Annotated in this window: 23 protein-coding genes and 1 pseudogene; 22 read left to right on the forward strand and 2 right to left on the reverse strand. The window is 34.5% G+C overall.

Annotated features, from left to right (window positions below; all coding sequences use genetic code 11):
- Positions 1-83 precede the first annotated feature (83 nt).
- From BLW23_RS16995 to BLW23_RS17030, 7 genes and pseudogenes are all read left to right on the forward strand, one after another.
- Positions 84-524 (forward strand): annotated as a pseudogene (locus BLW23_RS16995) (tyrosine-type recombinase/integrase); the annotation flags it as partial.
- Positions 521-1,402, forward strand: a complete 882-nt coding sequence (locus BLW23_RS17000) for a tyrosine-type recombinase/integrase (RefSeq protein WP_093672122.1) — start codon at positions 521-523, stop codon at positions 1,400-1,402. The pseudogene BLW23_RS16995 and the gene BLW23_RS17000, both read left to right, overlap by 4 nt.
- A 116-nt stretch (positions 1,403-1,518) precedes the next feature.
- Positions 1,519-1,671: an addiction module protein gene (locus tag BLW23_RS17005; RefSeq protein WP_255362823.1), complete on the forward strand. Its 153-nt coding sequence runs from the start codon at positions 1,519-1,521 to the stop codon at positions 1,669-1,671.
- Between the two features lie 1,072 nt (positions 1,672-2,743).
- A complete protein-coding gene (locus tag BLW23_RS17015; protein WP_255362844.1) occupies positions 2,744-3,028 on the forward strand; it encodes an RHS repeat domain-containing protein in 285 nt (94 codons plus the stop codon).
- 26 nt (positions 3,029-3,054) lie between these two features.
- Positions 3,055-3,351, forward strand: coding sequence for a LysM peptidoglycan-binding domain-containing protein (locus BLW23_RS17020; protein ID WP_093672126.1), 297 nt, complete (start codon positions 3,055-3,057; stop codon positions 3,349-3,351).
- 249 nt (positions 3,352-3,600) lie between these two features.
- Positions 3,601-3,864: a hypothetical protein gene (locus BLW23_RS17025; protein WP_093672128.1), complete on the forward strand. Its 264-nt coding sequence runs from the start codon at positions 3,601-3,603 to the stop codon at positions 3,862-3,864.
- A gap of 99 nt (positions 3,865-3,963) precedes the next feature.
- Positions 3,964-4,236 (forward strand): hypothetical protein, encoded by a 273-nt coding sequence (locus BLW23_RS17030; protein WP_093672130.1) that lies wholly within the window; start codon positions 3,964-3,966, stop codon positions 4,234-4,236.
- 256 nt (positions 4,237-4,492) lie between these two features.
- Here BLW23_RS17030 and BLW23_RS17035 read toward each other — a convergent pair whose 3' ends face one another.
- Entirely contained in the window at positions 4,493-4,825 is a 333-nt protein-coding gene (locus tag BLW23_RS17035; RefSeq protein ID WP_093672132.1) for a helix-turn-helix domain-containing protein, read from the reverse strand.
- 136 nt (positions 4,826-4,961) lie between these two features.
- On the opposite strand from BLW23_RS17035, the gene BLW23_RS23520 reads away from it, so the two are divergent.
- The 8 genes from BLW23_RS23520 (at position 4,962) to BLW23_RS17070 (ending at position 11,374) form a co-directional block, all read left to right on the forward strand.
- A complete protein-coding gene (locus tag BLW23_RS23520) occupies positions 4,962-5,876 on the forward strand; it encodes a hypothetical protein (RefSeq protein WP_218134063.1) in 915 nt (304 codons plus the stop codon).
- Between the two features lie 113 nt (positions 5,877-5,989).
- A complete protein-coding gene (locus BLW23_RS23525) occupies positions 5,990-6,517 on the forward strand; it encodes a hypothetical protein (RefSeq protein ID WP_218134064.1) in 528 nt (175 codons plus the stop codon).
- Between the two features lie 164 nt (positions 6,518-6,681).
- The gene (locus tag BLW23_RS17045) at positions 6,682-7,683 is read left to right on the forward strand and encodes a tyrosine-type recombinase/integrase (RefSeq protein ID WP_093672134.1); all 1,002 of its coding nucleotides are present in this window, start codon (positions 6,682-6,684) and stop codon (positions 7,681-7,683) included.
- Complete coding sequence (locus BLW23_RS17050; protein ID WP_093672122.1) at positions 7,604-8,485, forward strand: tyrosine-type recombinase/integrase; 882 nt, start codon at positions 7,604-7,606, stop codon at positions 8,483-8,485. The genes BLW23_RS17045 and BLW23_RS17050 overlap by 80 nt, the downstream gene beginning before the upstream one ends.
- Positions 8,486-8,536: 51 nt before the next feature.
- Positions 8,537-8,755 carry an addiction module protein gene (locus tag BLW23_RS17055; protein WP_093672136.1) on the forward strand — a complete coding sequence of 73 codons (219 nt, stop codon included), beginning with the start codon at positions 8,537-8,539 and terminating at the stop codon, positions 8,753-8,755.
- On the forward strand, positions 8,756-9,061 hold the full coding sequence (locus BLW23_RS17060; RefSeq protein WP_093672138.1) for a type II toxin-antitoxin system RelE/ParE family toxin: 306 nt from the start codon (positions 8,756-8,758) through the stop codon (positions 9,059-9,061).
- A 770-nt stretch (positions 9,062-9,831) separates the two neighbouring features.
- Positions 9,832-10,962 carry an RHS repeat-associated core domain-containing protein gene (locus tag BLW23_RS17065; RefSeq protein ID WP_255362845.1) on the forward strand — a complete coding sequence of 377 codons (1,131 nt, stop codon included), beginning with the start codon at positions 9,832-9,834 and terminating at the stop codon, positions 10,960-10,962.
- Positions 10,934-11,374 (forward strand): hypothetical protein, encoded by a 441-nt coding sequence (locus BLW23_RS17070; protein WP_093672142.1) that lies wholly within the window; start codon positions 10,934-10,936, stop codon positions 11,372-11,374. The genes BLW23_RS17065 and BLW23_RS17070 overlap by 29 nt, the downstream gene beginning before the upstream one ends.
- Before the next feature lie 256 nt (positions 11,375-11,630).
- Here the strand turns inward: BLW23_RS17070 and BLW23_RS17075 are convergent, their stop codons facing one another.
- Positions 11,631-11,963, reverse strand: coding sequence for a helix-turn-helix domain-containing protein (locus BLW23_RS17075; RefSeq protein ID WP_093672132.1), 333 nt, complete (start codon positions 11,961-11,963; stop codon positions 11,631-11,633).
- 141 nt (positions 11,964-12,104) lie between these two features.
- On the opposite strand from BLW23_RS17075, the gene BLW23_RS17080 reads away from it, so the two are divergent.
- The 7 genes from BLW23_RS17080 to BLW23_RS17110 all read left to right on the forward strand — a co-directional run bounded on the left by BLW23_RS17080 (position 12,105) and on the right by BLW23_RS17110 (position 18,632).
- A complete protein-coding gene (locus BLW23_RS17080) occupies positions 12,105-13,661 on the forward strand; it encodes a hypothetical protein (protein ID WP_093672144.1) in 1,557 nt (518 codons plus the stop codon).
- 164 nt (positions 13,662-13,825) lie between these two features.
- Positions 13,826-14,827, forward strand: coding sequence for a tyrosine-type recombinase/integrase (locus BLW23_RS17085; RefSeq protein ID WP_093672134.1), 1,002 nt, complete (start codon positions 13,826-13,828; stop codon positions 14,825-14,827).
- Positions 14,748-15,629 carry a tyrosine-type recombinase/integrase gene (locus BLW23_RS17090; RefSeq protein WP_093672122.1) on the forward strand — a complete coding sequence of 294 codons (882 nt, stop codon included), beginning with the start codon at positions 14,748-14,750 and terminating at the stop codon, positions 15,627-15,629. The genes BLW23_RS17085 and BLW23_RS17090 overlap by 80 nt, the downstream gene beginning before the upstream one ends.
- Positions 15,630-15,680: 51 nt before the next feature.
- Positions 15,681-15,899 (forward strand): addiction module protein, encoded by a 219-nt coding sequence (locus tag BLW23_RS17095; RefSeq protein ID WP_093672136.1) that lies wholly within the window; start codon positions 15,681-15,683, stop codon positions 15,897-15,899.
- Entirely contained in the window at positions 15,900-16,205 is a 306-nt protein-coding gene (locus tag BLW23_RS17100) for a type II toxin-antitoxin system RelE/ParE family toxin (RefSeq protein ID WP_093672138.1), read from the forward strand.
- A gap of 770 nt (positions 16,206-16,975) precedes the next feature.
- Positions 16,976-18,100: an RHS repeat domain-containing protein gene (locus tag BLW23_RS17105; protein WP_255362846.1), complete on the forward strand. Its 1,125-nt coding sequence runs from the start codon at positions 16,976-16,978 to the stop codon at positions 18,098-18,100.
- Between the two features lie 109 nt (positions 18,101-18,209).
- Positions 18,210-18,632: a hypothetical protein gene (locus tag BLW23_RS17110; protein ID WP_143032215.1), complete on the forward strand. Its 423-nt coding sequence runs from the start codon at positions 18,210-18,212 to the stop codon at positions 18,630-18,632.
- Positions 18,633-18,652: the final 20 nt, after the last annotated feature.

Here is an 18,652-nt window from a genome sequence, read left to right on the forward strand (position 1 = left end):
CTATTTGCAGCAACAAAATTTAGTAATCCAGATGCAAAAATACGGTATAGAGATAAAGCCATTTAGTATGTTGTTACAGTTGTGGACTCCGAGAAAATGAGTTGATACATTTAGATGTAAAAGACATTCTTTTTGACAAACAGCGATTATTTGTAAGTAAAGGAAAGAACTATAAAGAAAGGTTCGTTCCGCTTAACAGGCACAGCTTGGAAATATTGGAACACTATGTGTTTGATTGGCGAACAGCGTTTTACAAATACAAGGAAACAGAAGCGTTGTTTATCAATTACCGAGGAGGGAGACTACAGGGTATGAGCTTTGCCAATCGTTTAAAGGCTATTATAAAAGCTACAGAAAACCACGATTTACAAGAGCGTACTATTACACTTCACAGCTTACGCCATAGTATAGCTACGCATTTACTAGAACAAGGCGCAGACATTGAACAAATCAGTACTTTTTTAGGGCACACATCATTAGATCTACCCAAATTTATACTCATTTTTAGAATATACAGGCGATGAACACGTACAAGAATTACTTAGAAAGCAAAGGTTACAACAACAAAACTATCCTAACATACCAAAGAAGCGTTACTAGATTTACTAGATGGTGTACCACTTACGGAACAACCCCCGAAAGTATAGAGTATAAAACGTTTTTAAAATACATCGAACATTTACGAAAAGGGAATGTAAAAGCAAGAACCTTAAAAACCTATATAGGTAATCTTAAAATTTACTTTGATTATTTGGTGTCAGAACATTACAGGCTACAGAATATCATAAAAGACCTACATATAAAAGGCGTTAAAAAATCCGTCAAAAAGAACTTTTTAGAGTTCGAAGAATTAGAAGATATTTATTACAGTTATCCAATAAGTAAAGGAAACGAACTTGCAAGAAAGCGTAATAAAATTATTGTAGGCTTATTGGTGTATCAAGGCTTAAATACACGAGATTTACAATTATTGGAGGTAGAACACATACAACTTTATAAAGGCAAAATCACCATCCCAGGAACACGAAAAAGCAATACAAGAGAACTAGAATTAAAACCGTGGCAGTTAATGGAGTTTATGGAATATATTAACGCTGTTAGACCAGAGATTTTAGAGCAAACCGATAAAGAAACCGAACAATTATTATTGCCTATGGGAAAAAGCAGTAACCTACACGGTGTATTAGCTAAAATAACCAAAGAGTTAAAAGCAATCAATAACAGTTTTACGGATATCAAACAATTAAGAACTAGTGTTATTATAAGTTGGTTACAGCACTACAGTTTACGAAAAGTACAATACTTAGCAGGACACAAATACATCAGTTCCACCGAGCGCTATGTACAAGACGATTTAGAAAGTTTACACGAAACTATTAACACCTATCATCCTTTTAGCTAATATCATATGGAACAGAAATTGTATATTTGTATACGTAAAAACACGAATGTTATGGATTTATCGTCAAGAAAATACCACTTTATACAAGAGCTAATTAATGTTGATAAGAAAACATTATGGATGCTTTAGAACGTGTTTTAAAAAGAGAAAAAGAAGCACATCAGGAAATCTCCACCGCACATAAAAAAGAGTTAGACAATCGTTTAGAAAGCTATAAAAACAACCCATCGGATTTATTAGATTGGGATACTGTAAAAAACGATTGGTAAATGAGTTATACAATTAAATTACTGCCTGTTGTATATAAAGACTTGCAAAGGCAAAAAAATGGTATATAACAATCAGCGAGAAGATTTAGGAGAAGAATTTAAACTAGAAGTTAACAAAGAGTTCGTTTATATAAAGAATATCCAGAACACTACCAACAGAATACAAAGAATTACGTCAATCTTTAGTTACTCGTTTTCCCTATGCTATATTTTACTTAGTTGAAGAAGACAAGAAACGAATCATTATTTTTGGTGTATTGCACACTCGAAGAAATCCAGAAATAGCAAGGAAACGAATACTATAAATCCAATCATAACGCAGAGATCCCCACAACATAAAACCCAGTTTTTTGCCGAAAAAAGCAAAAACCCTCTGTCTTTTATGTTGTTCCGCACGCCACCGCCCTGTAATTTTTGGCTTCCCACCGCAAAAACAGCACTTTGTTTTTTTACATCATCCACCGCTGATTCCACGTACAAAATGCGTTAACACAACATTTTTGTAAGCTCCATTACCCCAAGTCAAAAAACAAATAGCTGTTGCCCTCGCGCCAAGTCAAAAATCACCCCAAGCTATATTTACATAATAGAAGTTATAATAGCACCACTTTTGGTTGCCTTCGGCGTGTTTTATTATAGCGGGTGTAGTTATAACTGCTATTATGCAAAATAGCCGCAAGGCAGCCGCGTTGGTCTCCTTATCAGTCGGACGTTAATTTTTACTTCGTAAGCCACCGCTTCGAATTTGCCTAAAAAAGACTTCACAAAAAGCCGCCAAGTGAAAAAGCTTGCCTTACTTCTTTGCTTGTTTTTTTATACAACTCGTGCCGTCAGGATGAAAAACAAGCCATTCCACAAAGGTTGAAAATCCACGCACCACCAGCCACTTTTTAAACCCTTTGCGGAACGTTAACAAGGTAACAACTTGAAGAAAAGTTGTTACCTTATACTACTTATGGAAAGGCTAAAAAACAGTATATTCGCAGGTAAGTAAACGTTCTTTAAAATATTTTTTAGTAGCTGAGAAAGGTAAGTATGCGCAAAAAAAAAGTAATTTTTTGTAGAAAAGCGCATAGACTACTATCCCTTTGGTATGCTCGTACCTAATAGACATGGACAAGCAGATTCTTATAGATATGGCTTCCAAGGACAAGAGAAAGACGACGAGATAAAAGGAGAAGGAAACTCGGTTAACTACAAATTCCGTATGCACGACCCTCGTGTGGGTAGATTCTTTGCAGTGGATCCTTTGATGTCTAAATACCCACATTATTCACCTTATAGTTTAGTGGTAATAAAGTTATTGCTTTTGGAGAGTTGGAAGGTTTGGAAGAGTTTTCAAGAACCACTTCTATAGATTGGGTTTATCGTGGTTATCGAGTGATGAAAGGAGATAATCTATCAAATATTGCAAAAACAACAGGAGTAGCATTACAAGATATTTTAAAATTTAATCCTTCGATAGAGAAGAGATTTAGTTATGAGGGTCAGTCTTTACATTTAAAGAATGTTGCAGGATTTACTACTTCGATGTCTGGACTGTATGATAATAATGATAGCAACTGGTTAGAGTCTTTTGTTATTGAGGCAGTAACTACCAATGGTAATGGAGTTGCTATACAAAGTCAGGCCAAATTTGTTCTAGAAGCTGAAATGTATGCTGCTGGTCTTAGTGCTTAAGGAGGGGTTGCCAGCTTTATCACGATACTTAAGTAGAAAGGGAAGAGCAAAAGTACCTTAAGAGAGTACCAGAACCTTATGTTGATGTTAAATATTCTACGTATCGAGGCACTGGGAATGTGTATGGTTCTTATGATGATTTTTTGAAGGAGAGAACTGGTAATACAATAGTTCTAGACGAATTGGGTACTTTTAAACGACATACTCCTTATACGATTGTAAAAAAATCCGAGAGAATAGAGTTAAACTTTGGTAGAGAAAAATAATGATATTATTTTTGGGCAACCTAGAGGTAAATTTGCCAATGGTAGTGATTTACCTAATTGGCAAGGCAATTACAGTTTAGGTACCAAGATTGGTGCAGTTTCTTTAGGGGTTGGTACGGGTACCTTTGTATTATATAATCAGTTAGAAAAAGCAAAGAAAGAAATGCAGACATACAAAAAGAAAGATAATACTAATGTGAAAGCAAAAAATAAAGTAAATGTTGTATCTCCTAGATCGTTTAAATAAAAGATTAAAAAAGAAGAAGAGTCTTAAAGAATTAGATAAGGTTTATAAGAATTCAAATAAAAAGAGGTATGAATAAGACAGTATCAGCTGGGTAGCGATATGATAAAAAGTCCCAATGGGTTTGCTGTTTTCGTTATCGTTGGGTTTAATAAGGAGCATCAAGAGAATATTAAAAAGATTGATGTTTTTAATGACTTGATACGTATTGATACAGATGTTGAAAAGTATTTGTATTTATGTGAAAACAACGTTGAGAAGCTACAACAGGTACTGGCTCTTTTTAAAAAAGAAATCTTTGAAGTAGAAGAGGGAGAAAATTACTCTTTTTCAATAAAATCGTTTCTGCCCCGCTCCCGCGCGAATGAGCGATAAAGAGTGAGGCTACCCTCGTTCCCGCGCGAATGATCGATAAAGAGTAAGGCTACCGCGAGAATCCTTTCTCGTGGCGGTTATGAGTAAGCAAACCCCTGATGGCGCTAGTATGTCAAAGTAACGGCTACCCCTTGATGGTGCTAGAATGTTTGAGTGATGTTCCCGCTAGTTTGTAACTAGTGGCGGGTTATGAGTAAGCAATAACAATAAATATAAAAGCTACCTTACATTAAATTGTGAGGTAGTTTTTTGTTTTTTAGGAGTAAGCTTTTTTAGCGTTAAAGTCACGTATTAGTGCATCCATAACATTAAAAAGTTGTTGTTTTTCTTGTGCAGGCATTTTAGTAATATTTTCAATACGTTTTAAAATGGCTTTATCTTTAAAAATAATATTGTTATTGCCAACAAGATAGTCTAAAGAAACATCTAGAGCTATTGCTATTTTGTTAGCAATTTCTACAGAAGGAGTAATTTCATCACGTTCATACCTTCCTATAACTGCGCCTGAAGTTCCTGCCATTTTACCTAAATCTTCACGAGATAGTTTATTTTCTTTCCTTAAAAGAGTAATAGTTGCTCCTAAATTCATAATCAAAAAGTGATAAAAAGCCTTTAAAAGTAGGTTTTTTACAAATATACGCTACTTAAAGGTTAAAAAAAAACAAATTAATTGTTGTAGAATATGATTTATTGATTAAGTTTGTAACTGATAAGTGATATAAGTTATGAACAAACTCAATACAAGTAAGGCAAACGACTATGTATATAAAACAAAGGAATTAGAACTCCATGTTTTAGGCGGATTACAGCTCAATAAATTAGAAAGTTTACGAGTAACCTTAAGTATTGAGAAATTGCAAAAAGGAAAGAGTGTATTAAATGTACTACGTCAGAGTGTAGATTTATACAACGATAACCAAGTAGAAAAGCTCGTACGTAAATGTGCAGAACGTTTAGAGATAGGTACAAGTATAATTAGAAAAGCGTTACAAGAAGTAACCAAGACATTAGAGAGTCACAGGTTTTTACTAAATGAAAAGCAAACGGAAAACCAGAAACCCTATACCAAACAACTTACAGCTACCGAAGAAAAAGCAGCCATTAAATTTTTACAATCAAAAAACCTACTAGAAAAAACGAACGAGTATATCGGTAAAAGTGGTGTTATTGGTGAGCATGTTAACCGCTTGTTGATGTATCTTATATTTACATCAAGAAAAACGAACAATCCATTGCATTGTATAAGCTTGGGGAGTAGTGGTGTAGGAAAAACCCATTTACAAAGTAAAGTAGCAGAACTGATACCAGAGGAGGACAAAATAGAAATCACGGTACTAAGTGCCAATGCTTTTTATTACTTCAATCGTACAGAACTACAACACAAATTAATCCTTATAGAAGACTTAGACGGTGCAGAATCTGTACTCTACCCACTACGAGAATTACAAAGTAAAAAGAGAATTACCAAAACCGTAGTGCACAAAGACCGCAAAGGCACTACCAAAACGATCCATTTAACCGTTGAAGGTCCTGTAAGTGTAGCAGTTGTACCACCCAAGAAAGTATTTACGAGGATAACAGCAACAGGAGCTTCCTGCTCTATATTGATGAAAGCGAAGAACAGGACAAACGCATTATGAATTATCAGCGCGCCGTGTCGGCAGGACAGGTAAATGATGGAGTTCAAATAGAAGCTAGAGAAATTTTACAAACGTGCAACGAGTATTACAACCGATAAAAGTCATCAATCCGTATGCCTTACACTTATCGCTGCCATCGTCAGTATTTAAACCAAGAAGAACCAACAGTCATTATTTTACAGTTTATAGAAGCGATTACCTTTTATAAACAGTGGCAACGAGAGAAGCAATATGATAAAGACACAGGCGAAGAATATATAGAAACAGAAATCGAGGATATTGAGGAAGCCAACGAACTCATAACAGAAGTATTATTACGAAAAAGCGATACGATCACAGGAGCTTGCAGAAATCATTTAGAAAACTTAAAAAAGTACCTTCAAGAAAACAAGCAAACTACGTTTACCAATACCGAAATAAGAAAGAGATTACGAGTAAAAGAAAGTACACTTCGTAACTATAACAAACAATTATTAGCAGAAGGTTATATACGTAGAATAAAGAAAGCTAAAACCAAAAGCTACTGTTTTGAAATCATTGACATAGACGAATATAAAAACCTTAAAGAGCAGATAGATAATGCGTTAAATGACTGTATCACACAAATAGAAGTCGCAACCTCGCAAGTAACTCGCAACTAATCTTTTGCGGATTTAATTAGCTATAAATTAGGTAATTAAGTGCAACTCGCAAGTAAACCCTAAAAAACACCCACAGAATAAAAATTAATGAGATAGTATTTTATAAAAATGCGTAATCGAATTAATCCCGAACTCGATTCGGGAACTAATACCAAAGGTAAATTATGAAACAACTCCATTTAGATACGCACAGTTATAAGGTTTTAGTACAAGACTTTAAACAATGGTTAGATGTTTTAGGTTATGCAGAGAGTACGGTGTATAATTTGCCGATTCATTTACGAGAGTTCTTTCATTACTTGGAAAATAAAAATATAAATAAGCTTAACCATATACAAACCAAACACATCACGGATTATTACAATTACTTAAAATCACGTACGAATCAACGACGAGGGGGAGGTATTAGTAACGGACATTTAAACAAACATCAACAAGCGTTGTTTAAGTTCAGAGAATACCTAAAAGCACATAACCATAAAGGGATTAACATTCATCTAAAACGAGAAACGGGTAACGCCAGAGATATGTTAAGTGTGCTAACACAAGCAGAAATAAAAGAGCTATTTGCAGCAACAAAATTTAGTAATCCAGATGCAAAAATACGGTATAGAGATAAAGCCATTTTAGTATGTTGTTACAGTTGTGGACTCCGAAGAAATGAGTTGATACATTTAGATGTAAAAGACATTCTTTTTGACAAACAGCGATTATTTGTAAGTAAAGGAAAGAACTATAAAGAAAGGTTCGTTCCGCTTAACAGGCACAGCTTGGAAATATTGGAACACTATGTGTTTGATTGGCGAACAGCGTTTTACAAATACAAGGAAACAGAAGCGTTGTTTATCAATTACCGAGGAGGGAGACTACAGGGTATGAGCTTTGCCAATCGTTTAAAGGCTATTATAAAAGCTACAGAAAACCACGATTTACAAGAGCGTACTATTACACTTCACAGCTTACGCCATAGTATAGCTACGCATTTACTAGAACAAGGCGCAGACATTGAACAAATCAGTACTTTTTTAGGGCACACATCATTAGAATCTACCCAAATTTATACTCATTTTTTAGAATATACAGGCGATGAACACGTACAAGAATTACTTAGAAAGCAAAGGTTACAACAACAAAACTATCCTAACATACCAAAGAAGCGTTACTAGATTTACTAGATGGTGTACCACTTACGGAACAACCCCCGAAAGTATAGAGTATAAAACGTTTTTAAAATACATCGAACATTTACGAAAAGGGAATGTAAAAGCAAGAACCTTAAAAACCTATATAGGTAATCTTAAAATTTACTTTGATTATTTGGTGTCAGAACATTACAGGCTACAGAATATCATAAAAGACCTACATATAAAAGGCGTTAAAAAATCCGTCAAAAAGAACTTTTTAGAGTTCGAAGAATTAGAAGATATTTATTACAGTTATCCAATAAGTAAAGGAAACGAACTTGCAAGAAAGCGTAATAAAATTATTGTAGGCTTATTGGTGTATCAAGGCTTAAATACACGAGATTTACAATTATTGGAGGTAGAACACATACAACTTTATAAAGGCAAAATCACCATCCCAGGAACACGAAAAAGCAATACAAGAGAACTAGAATTAAAACCGTGGCAGTTAATGGAGTTTATGGAATATATTAACGCTGTTAGACCAGAGATTTTAGAGCAAACCGATAAAGAAACCGAACAATTATTATTGCCTATGGGAAAAAGCAGTAACCTACACGGTGTATTAGCTAAAATAACCAAAGAGTTAAAAGCAATCAATAACAGTTTTACGGATATCAAACAATTAAGAACTAGTGTTATTATAAGTTGGTTACAGCACTACAGTTTACGAAAAGTACAATACTTAGCAGGACACAAATACATCAGTTCCACCGAGCGCTATGTACAAGACGATTTAGAAAGTTTACACGAAACTATTAACACCTATCATCCTTTTAGCTAATATCATATGGAACAGAAATTGTATATTTGTATACGTAAAAACACGAATGTTATGGATTTATCGTCAAGAAAATACCACTTTATACAAGAGCTAATTAATGTTGATAAAGAAAACATTATGGATGCTTTAGAACGTGTTTTAAAAAGAGAAAAAGAAGCACATCAGGAAATCTCCACCGCACATAAAAAAGAGTTAGACAATCGTTTAGAAAGCTATAAAAACAACCCATCGGATTTATTAGATTGGGATACTGTAAAAAACGATTGGTAAATGAGTTATACAATTAAATTACTGCCTGTTGTATATAAAGACTTGCAAAAGGCAAAAAAATGGTATAACAATCAGCGAGAAGATTTAGGAGAAGAATTTAAACTAGAAGTTAACAAAGAGTTCGTTTATATAAAAGAATATCCAGAACACTACCAACAGAAATACAAAGAATTACGTCAATCTTTAGTTACTCGTTTTCCCTATGCTATATTTTACTTAGTTGAAGAAGACAAGAAACGAATCATTATTTTTGGTGTATTGCACACTCGAAGAAATCCAGAAATAGCAAGGAAACGAATACTATAAATCCAATCATAACGCAGAGATCCCCACAACATAAAACCCAGTTTTTTGCCGAAAAAAGCAAAAACCCTCTGTCTTTTATGTTGTTCCGCACGCCACCGCCCTGTAATTTTTGGCTTCCCACCGCAAAAACAGCACTTTGTTTTTTTACATCATCCACCGCTGATTCCACGTACAAAAATGCGTTAACACAACATTTTTGTAAGCTCCATTACCCCAAGTCAAAAAACAAATAGCTGTTGCCCTCGCGCCAAGTCAAAAATCACCCCAAGCTATATTTACATAATAGAAGTTATAATAGCACCACTTTTGGTTGCCTTCGGCGTGTTTTATTATAGCGGGTGTAGTTATAACTGCTATTATGCAAAATAGCCGCAAGGCAGCCGCGTTGGTCTCCTTATCAGTCGGACGTTAATTTTTACTTCGTAAGCCACCGCTTCGAATTTGCCTAAAAAAGACTTCACAAAAAGCCGCCAAGTGAAAAAGCTTGCCTTACTTCTTTGCTTGTTTTTTTATACAACTCGTGCCGTCAGGATGAAAAACAAGCCATTCCACAAAGGGTTGAAAATCCACGCACCACCAGCCACTTTTTAAACCCTTTGCGGAACGTTAACAAGGTAACAACTTGAAGAAAAGTTGTTACCTTATACTACTTATGGAAAGGCTAAAAAACAGTATATTCGCAGGTAAGTAAACGTTCTTTAAAATATTTTTTAGTAGCTGAGAAAGGTAAGGTATGCGCAAAAAAAAAGTAATTTTTTGTAGAAAAGCGCATAGACTACTATCCCTTTGGTATGCTCGTACCTAATAGACATGGACAAGCAGATTCTTATAGATATGGCTTCCAAGGACAAGAGAAAGACGACGAGATAAAAGGAGAAGGAAACTCGGTTAACTACAAATTCCGTATGCACGACCCTCGTGTGGGTAGATTCTTTGCAGTGGATCCTTTGATGTCTAAATACCCACATTATTCACCTTATAGTTTTAGTGGTAATAAAGTTATTGCTTTTGGAGAGTTGGAAGGTTTGGAAGAGTTTTCAAGAACCACTTCTATAGATTGGGTTTATCGTGGTTATCGAGTGATGAAAGGAGATAATCTATCAAATATTGCAAAAACAACAGGAGTAGCATTACAAGATATTTTAAAATTTAATCCTTCGATAGAGAACGCAGATTTAGTCTATGAGGGTCAGTCTTTACATTTAAAGAATGTTGCAGGATTTACTACTTCGATGTCTGGACTGTATGATAATAATGATAGCAACTGGTTAGAGTCTTTTGTTATTGAGGCAGTAACTACCAATGGTAATGGAGTTGCTATACAAAGTCAGGCCAAATTTGTTCTAGAAGCTGAAATGTATGCTGCTGGTCTTAGTGCCTTAAGAGGAGGGTTGCCAGCTTTATCACGATACTTAAGTAGAAAGGGAAGAGCAAAAGTACCTGTAAGTTCAGGAGTACCAGAACCTTATGTTGATGTTAAATATTCTACGTATCGAGGCACTGGGAATGTGTATGGTTCTTATGATGATTTTTTGAAGGAGAGAACTGGTAATACAATAGTTCTAGACGAATTGGGTACTTTTAAACGACATACTCCTTATACGATTGTAAAAAAATCCGAGAGAATAGAGTTAAACTTTGGTAGAGAAAATAATGATATTATTTTTGGGCAACCTAGAGGTAAATTTGCCAATGGTAGTGATTTACCTAATTGGCAAGGCAATTACAGTTTAGGTACCAAGATTGGTGCAGTTTCTTTAGGGGTTGGTACGGGTACCTTTGTATTATATAATCAGTTAGAAAAAGCAAAGAAAGAAATGCAGACATACAAAAAGAAAGATAATACTAATGTGAAAGCAAAAAATAAAGTAAATGTTGTATCTCCTAGATCGTTTAAATAAAAGATTAAAAAAGAAGAAGAGTCTTAAAGAATTAGATAAGGTTTATAAGAATTCAAATATTCCGTTTCTTTTATCGATTTTTGGTAGAGATGAATATATCCAAATGGAGGTGCTAAGACAGTATCAGCTGGGTAGCGATATGATAAAAAGTCCCAATGGGTTTGCTGTTTTCGTTATCGTTGGGTTTAATAAGGAGCATCAAGAGAATATTAAAAAGATTGATGTTTTTAATGACTTGATACGTATTGATACAGATGTTGAAAAGTATTTGTATTTATGTGAAAACAACGTTGAGAAGCTACAACAGGTACTGGCTCTTTTTAAAAAAGAAATCTTTGAAGTAGAAGAGGGAGAAAATTACTCTTTTTCAATAAAATCGTTTCTGCCCCGCTCCCGCGCGAATGAGCGATAAAGAGTGAGGCTACCCTCGTTCCCGCGCGAATGATCGATAAAGAGTAAGGCTACCGCGAGAATCCTTTCTCGTGGCGGTTATGAGTAAGCAAACCCCTGATGGCGCTAGTATGTCAAAGTAACGGCTACCCCTTGATGGTGCTAGAATGTTTGAGTGATGTTCCCGCTAGTTTGTAACTAGTGGCGGGTTATGAGTAAGCAATAACAATAAATATAAAAGCTACCTTACATTAAATTGTGAGGTAGTTTTTTGTTTTTTAGGAGTAAGCTTTTTTAGCGTTAAAGTCACGTATTAGTGCATCCATAACATTAAAAAGTTGTTGTTTTTCTTGTGCAGGCATTTTAGTAATATTTTCAATACGTTTTAAAATGGCTTTATCTTTAAAAATAATATTGTTATTGCCAACAAGATAGTCTAAAGAAACATCTAGAGCTATTGCTATTTTGTTAGCAATTTCTACAGAAGGAGTAATTTCATCACGTTCATACCTTCCTATAACTGCGCCTGAAGTTCCTGCCATTTTACCTAAATCTTCACGAGATAGTTTATTTTCTTTCCTTAAAAGAGTAATAGTTGCTCCTAAATTCATAATCAAAAAGTGATAAAAAGCCTTTAAAAGTAGGTTTTTTACAAATATACGCTACTTAAAGGTTAAAAAACAAACAAATTAATTGTTGTAGAATATGATTTATTGATTAAGTTTGTAACTGATAAGTGATATTTATAAGTTATGAACAAACTCAATACAAGTAAGGCAAACGACTATGTATATAAAACAAAGGAATTAGAACTCCATGTTTTAGGCGGATTACAGCTCAATAAATTAGAAAGTTTACGAGTAACCTTAAGTATTGAGAAATTGCAAAAAGGAAAGAGTGTATTAAATGTACTACGTCAGAGTGTAGATTTATACAACGATAACCAAGTAGAAAAGCTCGTACGTAAATGTGCAGAACGTTTAGAGATAGGTACAAGTATAATTAGAAAAGCGTTACAAGAAGTAACCAAGACATTAGAGAGTCACAGGTTTTTACTAAATGAAAAGCAAACGGAAAACCAGAAACCCTATACCAAACAACTTACAGCTACCGAAGAAAAAGCAGCCATTAAATTTTTACAATCAAAAAACCTACTAGAAAAAACGAACGAGTATATCGGTAAAAGTGGTGTTATTGGTGAGCATGTTAACCGCTTGTTGATGTATCTTATATTTACATCAAGAAAAACGAACAATCCATTGCATTGTATAAGCTTGGGGAGTAGTGGTGTAGGAAAAACCCATTTACAAAGTAAAGTAGCAGAACTGATACCAGAGGAGGACAAAATAGAAATCACGGTACTAAGTGCCAATGCTTTTTATTACTTCAATCGTACAGAACTACAACACAAATTAATCCTTATAGAAGACTTAGACGGTGCAGAATCTGTACTCTACCCACTACGAGAATTACAAAGTAAAAAGAGAATTACCAAAACCGTAGTGCACAAAGACCGCAAAGGCACTACCAAAACGATCCATTTAACCGTTGAAGGTCCTGTAAGTGTAGCAGGTTGTACCACCCAAGAAAGTATTTACGAGGATAACAGCAACAGGAGCTTCCTGCTCTATATTGATGAAAGCGAAGAACAGGACAAACGCATTATGAATTATCAGCGCGCCGTGTCGGCAGGACAGGTAAATGATGGAGTTCAAATAGAAGCTAGAGAAATTTTACAAAACGTGCAACGAGTATTACAACCGATAAAAGTCATCAATCCGTATGCCTTACACTTATCGCTGCCATCGTCAGTATTTAAACCAAGAAGAACCAACAGTCATTATTTACAGTTTATAGAAGCGATTACCTTTTATAAACAGTGGCAACGAGAGAAGCAATATGATAAAGACACAGGCGAAGAATATATAGAAACAGAAATCGAGGATATTGAGGAAGCCAACGAACTCATAACAGAAGTATTATTACGAAAAAGCGATACGATCACAGGAGCTTGCAGAAATCATTTAGAAAACTTAAAAAAGTACCTTCAAGAAAACAAGCAAACTACGTTTACCAATACCGAAATAAGAAAGAGATTACGAGTAAAAGAAAGTACACTTCGTAACTATAACAAACAATTATTAGCAGAAGGTTATATACGTAGAATAAAGAAAGCTAAAACCAAAAGCTACTGTTTTGAAATCATTGACATAGACGAATATAAAAACCTTAAAGAGCAGATAGATAATGCGTTAAATGACTGTATCACACAAATAGAAGTCGCAACCTCGCAAGTAACTCGCAACTAATCTTTTGCGGATTTAATTAGCTATAAATTAGGTAATTAAGTGCAACTCGCAAGTAAACCCTAAAAAACACCCACAGAATAAAAATTAATGAGATAGTATTTTATAAAAATGCGTAATCGAATTAATCCCGAACTCGATTCGGGAACTAATACCAAAGGTAAATTATGAAACAACTCCATTTAGATACGCACAGTTATAAGGTTTTAGTACAAGACTTTAAACAATGGTTAGATGTTTTAGGTTATGCAGAGAGTACGGTGTATAATTTGCCGATTCATTTACGAGAGTTCTTTCATTACTTGGAAAATAAAAATATAAATAAGCTTAACCATATACAAACCAAACACATCACGGATTATTACAATTACTTAAAATCACGTACGAATCAACGACGAGGGGGAGGTATTAGTAACGGACATTTAAACAAACATCAACAAGCGTTGTTTAAGTTCAGAGAATACCTAAAAGCACATAACCATAAAGGGATTAACATTCATCTAAAACGAGAAACGGGTAACGCCAGAGATATGTTAAGTGTGCTAACACAAGCAGAAATAAAAGAGCTATTTGCAGCAACAAAATTTAGTAATCCAGATGCAAAAATACGGTATAGAGATAAAGCCATTTTAGTATGTTGTTACAGTTGTGGACTCCGAAGAAATGAGTTGATACATTTAGATGTAAAAGACATTCTTTTTGACAAACAGCGATTATTTGTAAGTAAAGGAAAGAACTATAAAGAAAGGTTCGTTCCGCTTAACAGGCACAGCTTGGAAATATTGGAACACTATGTGTTTGATTGGCGAACAGCGTTTTACAAATACAAGGAAACAGAAGCGTTGTTTATCAATTACCGAGGAGGGAGACTACAGGGTATGAGCTTTGCCAATCGTTTAAAGGCTATTATAAAAGCTACAGAAAACCACGATTTACAAGAGCGTACTATTACACTTCACAGCTTACGCCATAGTATAGCTACGCATTTACTAGAACAAGGCGCAGACATTGAACAAATCAGTACTTTTTTAGGGCACACATCATTAGAATCTACCCAAATTTATACTCATTTTTTAGAATATACAGGCGATGAACACGTACAAGAATTACTTAGAAAGCAAAGGTTACAACAACAAAACTATCCTAACATACCAAAGAAGCGTTACTAGATTTACTAGATGGTGTACCACTTACGGAACAACCCCCGAAAGTATAGAGTATAAAACGTTTTTAAAATACATCGAACATTTACGAAAAGGGAATGTAAAAGCAAGAACCTTAAAAACCTATATAGGTAATCTTAAAATTTACTTTGATTATTTGGTGTCAGAACATTACAGGCTACAGAATATCATAAAAGACCTACATATAAAAGGCGTTAAAAAATCCGTCAAAAAGAACTTTTTAGAGTTCGAAGAATTAGAAGATATTTATTACAGTTATCCAATAAGTAAAGGAAACGAACTTGCAAGAAAGCGTAATAAAATTATTGTAGGCTTATTGGTGTATCAAGGCTTAAATACACGAGATTTACAATTATTGGAGGTAGAACACATACAACTTTATAAAGGCAAAATCACCATCCCAGGAACACGAAAAAGCAATACAAGAGAACTAGAATTAAAACCGTGGCAGTTAATGGAGTTTATGGAATATATTAACGCTGTTAGACCAGAGATTTTAGAGCAAACCGATAAAGAAACCGAACAATTATTATTGCCTATGGGAAAAAGCAGTAACCTACACGGTGTATTAGCTAAAATAACCAAAGAGTTAAAAGCAATCAATAACAGTTTTACGGATATCAAACAATTAAGAACTAGTGTTATTATAAGTTGGTTACAGCACTACAGTTTACGAAAAGTACAATACTTAGCAGGACACAAATACATCAGTTCCACCGAGCGCTATGTACAAGACGATTTAGAAAGTTTACACGAAACTATTAACACCTATCATCCTTTTAGCTAATATCATATGGAACAGAAATTGTATATTTGTATACGTAAAAACACGAATGTTATGGATTTATCGTCAAGAAAATACCACTTTATACAAGAGCTAATTAATGTTGATAAAGAAAACATTATGGATGCTTTAGAACGTGTTTTAAAAAGAGAAAAAGAAGCACATCAGGAAATCTCCACCGCACATAAAAAAGAGTTAGACAATCGTTTAGAAAGCTATAAAAACAACCCATCGGATTTATTAGATTGGGATACTGTAAAAAACGATTGGTAAATGAGTTATACAATTAAATTACTGCCTGTTGTATATAAAGACTTGCAAAAGGCAAAAAAATGGTATAACAATCAGCGAGAAGATTTAGGAGAAGAATTTAAACTAGAAGTTAACAAAGAGTTCGTTTATATAAAAGAATATCCAGAACACTACCAACAGAAATACAAAGAATTACGTCAATCTTTAGTTACTCGTTTTCCCTATGCTATATTTTACTTAGTTGAAGAAGACAAGAAACGAATCATTATTTTTGGTGTATTGCACACTCGAAGAAATCCAGAAATAGCAAGGAAACGAATACTATAAATCCAATCATAACGCAGAGATCCCCACAACATAAAACCCAGTTTTTTGCCGAAAAAAGCAAAAACCCTCTGTCTTTTATGTTGTTCCGCACGCCACCGCCCTGTAATTTTTGGCTTCCCACCGCAAAAACAGCACTTTGTTTTTTTACATCATCCACCGCTGATTCCACGTACAAAAATGCGTTAACACAACATTTTTGTAAGCTCCATTACCCCAAGTCAAAAAACAAATAGCTGTTGCCCTCGCGCCAAGTCAAAAATCACCCCAAGCTATATTTACATAATAGAAGTTATAATAGCACCACTTTTGGTTGCCTTCGGCGTGTTTTATTATAGCGGGTGTAGTTATAACTGCTATTATGCAAAATAGCCGCAAGGCAGCCGCGTTGGTCTCCTTATCAGTCGGACGTTAATTTTTACTTCGTAAGCCACCGCTTCGAATTTGCCTAAAAAAGACTTCACAAAAAGCCGCCAAGTGAAAAAGCTTGCCTTACTTCTTTGCTTGTTTTTTTATACAACTCGTGCCGTCAGGATGAAAAACAAGCCATTCCACAAAGGGTTGAAAATCCACGCACCACCAGCCACTTTTTAAACCCTTTGCGGAACGTTAACAAGGTAACAACTTGAAGAAAAGTTGTTACCTTATACTACTTATGGAAAGGCTAAAAAACAGTATATTCGCAGGTAAGTAAACGTTCTTTAAAATATTTTTTAGTAGCTGAGAAAGGTAAGGTATGCGCAAAAAAAAAGTAATTTTTTGTAGAAAAGCGCATAGACTACTATCCCTTTGGTATGCTCGTACCTAATAGGCATGGACAAGCAGATTCTTATAGATATGGCTTCCAAGGACAAGAAAAAGATGATGAAGTTAAAGGAGAAGGAAACTCGATTAACTACAAATACAGAATGCATGACCCGAGAGTGGGTAGGTTCTTTGCGGTTGACCCGTTGGCTAGAAGATATGCTCATAATTCTCCATATTCTTTTAGTGAAAACAGAGTAATTGATGCTGTAGAATTAGAAGGGCAGGAAAAAATAATAGTCCATAGCCCGTGGTTTTCAGAATTAATCAAGAAAGGAAGGAATGGTTCAGTACCTTTAAGGCAGATGAGTGATGGAAGAGTACTTAGTGTAGTGCTATCGGCATTAGTATCTAAGTCAAATAATAGTTGGGGAAAGGATAGGTTTTTGGAACGAGGAGGAGATGGTGTGTATTCAGCTACTATGTCACTTGAACCTGTAGATCCTAATAAAATGGAGATTTACACAATTTCTCCTGGTACTGGAAAGGAAGTGTTTTTAACGAGTATTATTTTAAGTAATGATACTTTTGCTGAAGCTAGACTGAATTTAGATGATGATTTTTGGGGGAATTTAGATGACTTTTTAGCAAATAGAGGAGGGGGTTATGCTTTTAGTGATGGACCAAATAGTACAGTAGGAAACAGTTTTGGGACAACAAGAAGAGGTAAAGCATCGGCATGGATTGATGGAGGAGGTTTTTTTGAATTTGCTTCTTTCGTGGTTGGTAGGCAAGGTAATGCCAAGGGACTAGATGCATTATCAAGTTTGTTAGGAGATTTATTTGATTTAGAAAATATAAGGCAATTACAAGAAAAAGCAGAAGTAAAAGCTCAAACTCAAATAGAAATGCCTAATATGATCACAATGAAAATCACTAAAAAGAATTCAAAAATAGGGGAAAAAGTAAACCATTCTGGTAGTATAACTTTATATCCGATACCACAAGATACTACATTTAGAGATGAATCAGGTAGTCGATCAAAAGTTAGGTCAATACATAGAAAGAGGACAAGAGAAAAACAAGACTCTATTATAAATAGTGGAACTTCAAGTTCTGGAGGAGAAAAAGTGAAGTCCCCAAGATTTTTTTAATTGTATAAGATGTATGTATAGAAATTTGTTAATAAGTATTTTACTAATAGTTTTTTTCGTTAGTTGTGTTAAAAGAAAAAATGAGGTCGGTAAAGGTGAAAGTTTTGGTTTGAAAAAAGGGTATTACAAAGGAGATAATTACTTTTTAAATGTATCAATGAAAAGTGGTGATACTCTAAATTTTACTAATGAAGTGGAACGTGGAGAGGTGAAATTTTCTTATAGGCTAAATGATAGTATAAAAAGGGTTAATGAAGATGAAAGAGAAATAGCCCTTATTCTAGGAATAAAAAATCATAAAGAAAATCAAGGAGCTTTTTTAAAAGGTAGAAATTTTATTGATACAATCCTACCCATCCAAATGGATAAGGATACTTTTAAGTTCTCATTTAAATTTAAACCTCATTTTAAAGGTAAAGCGTATGTTTTTGGTTTTTTAACGGATTTTTATTATTTAAAATCATATCATAAAGACTCTACGAGAATGCTGTCTTGGGAATATTTTTTAGAAAAAGATGTTTATATCAAATAATTTATTCCCCTGGCGGGATG

Origin of the sequence: Tenacibaculum sp. MAR_2009_124 (assembly GCF_900105455.1) — a bacterium.
In the GTDB taxonomy this organism is placed as follows: domain Bacteria; phylum Bacteroidota; class Bacteroidia; order Flavobacteriales; family Flavobacteriaceae; genus Polaribacter.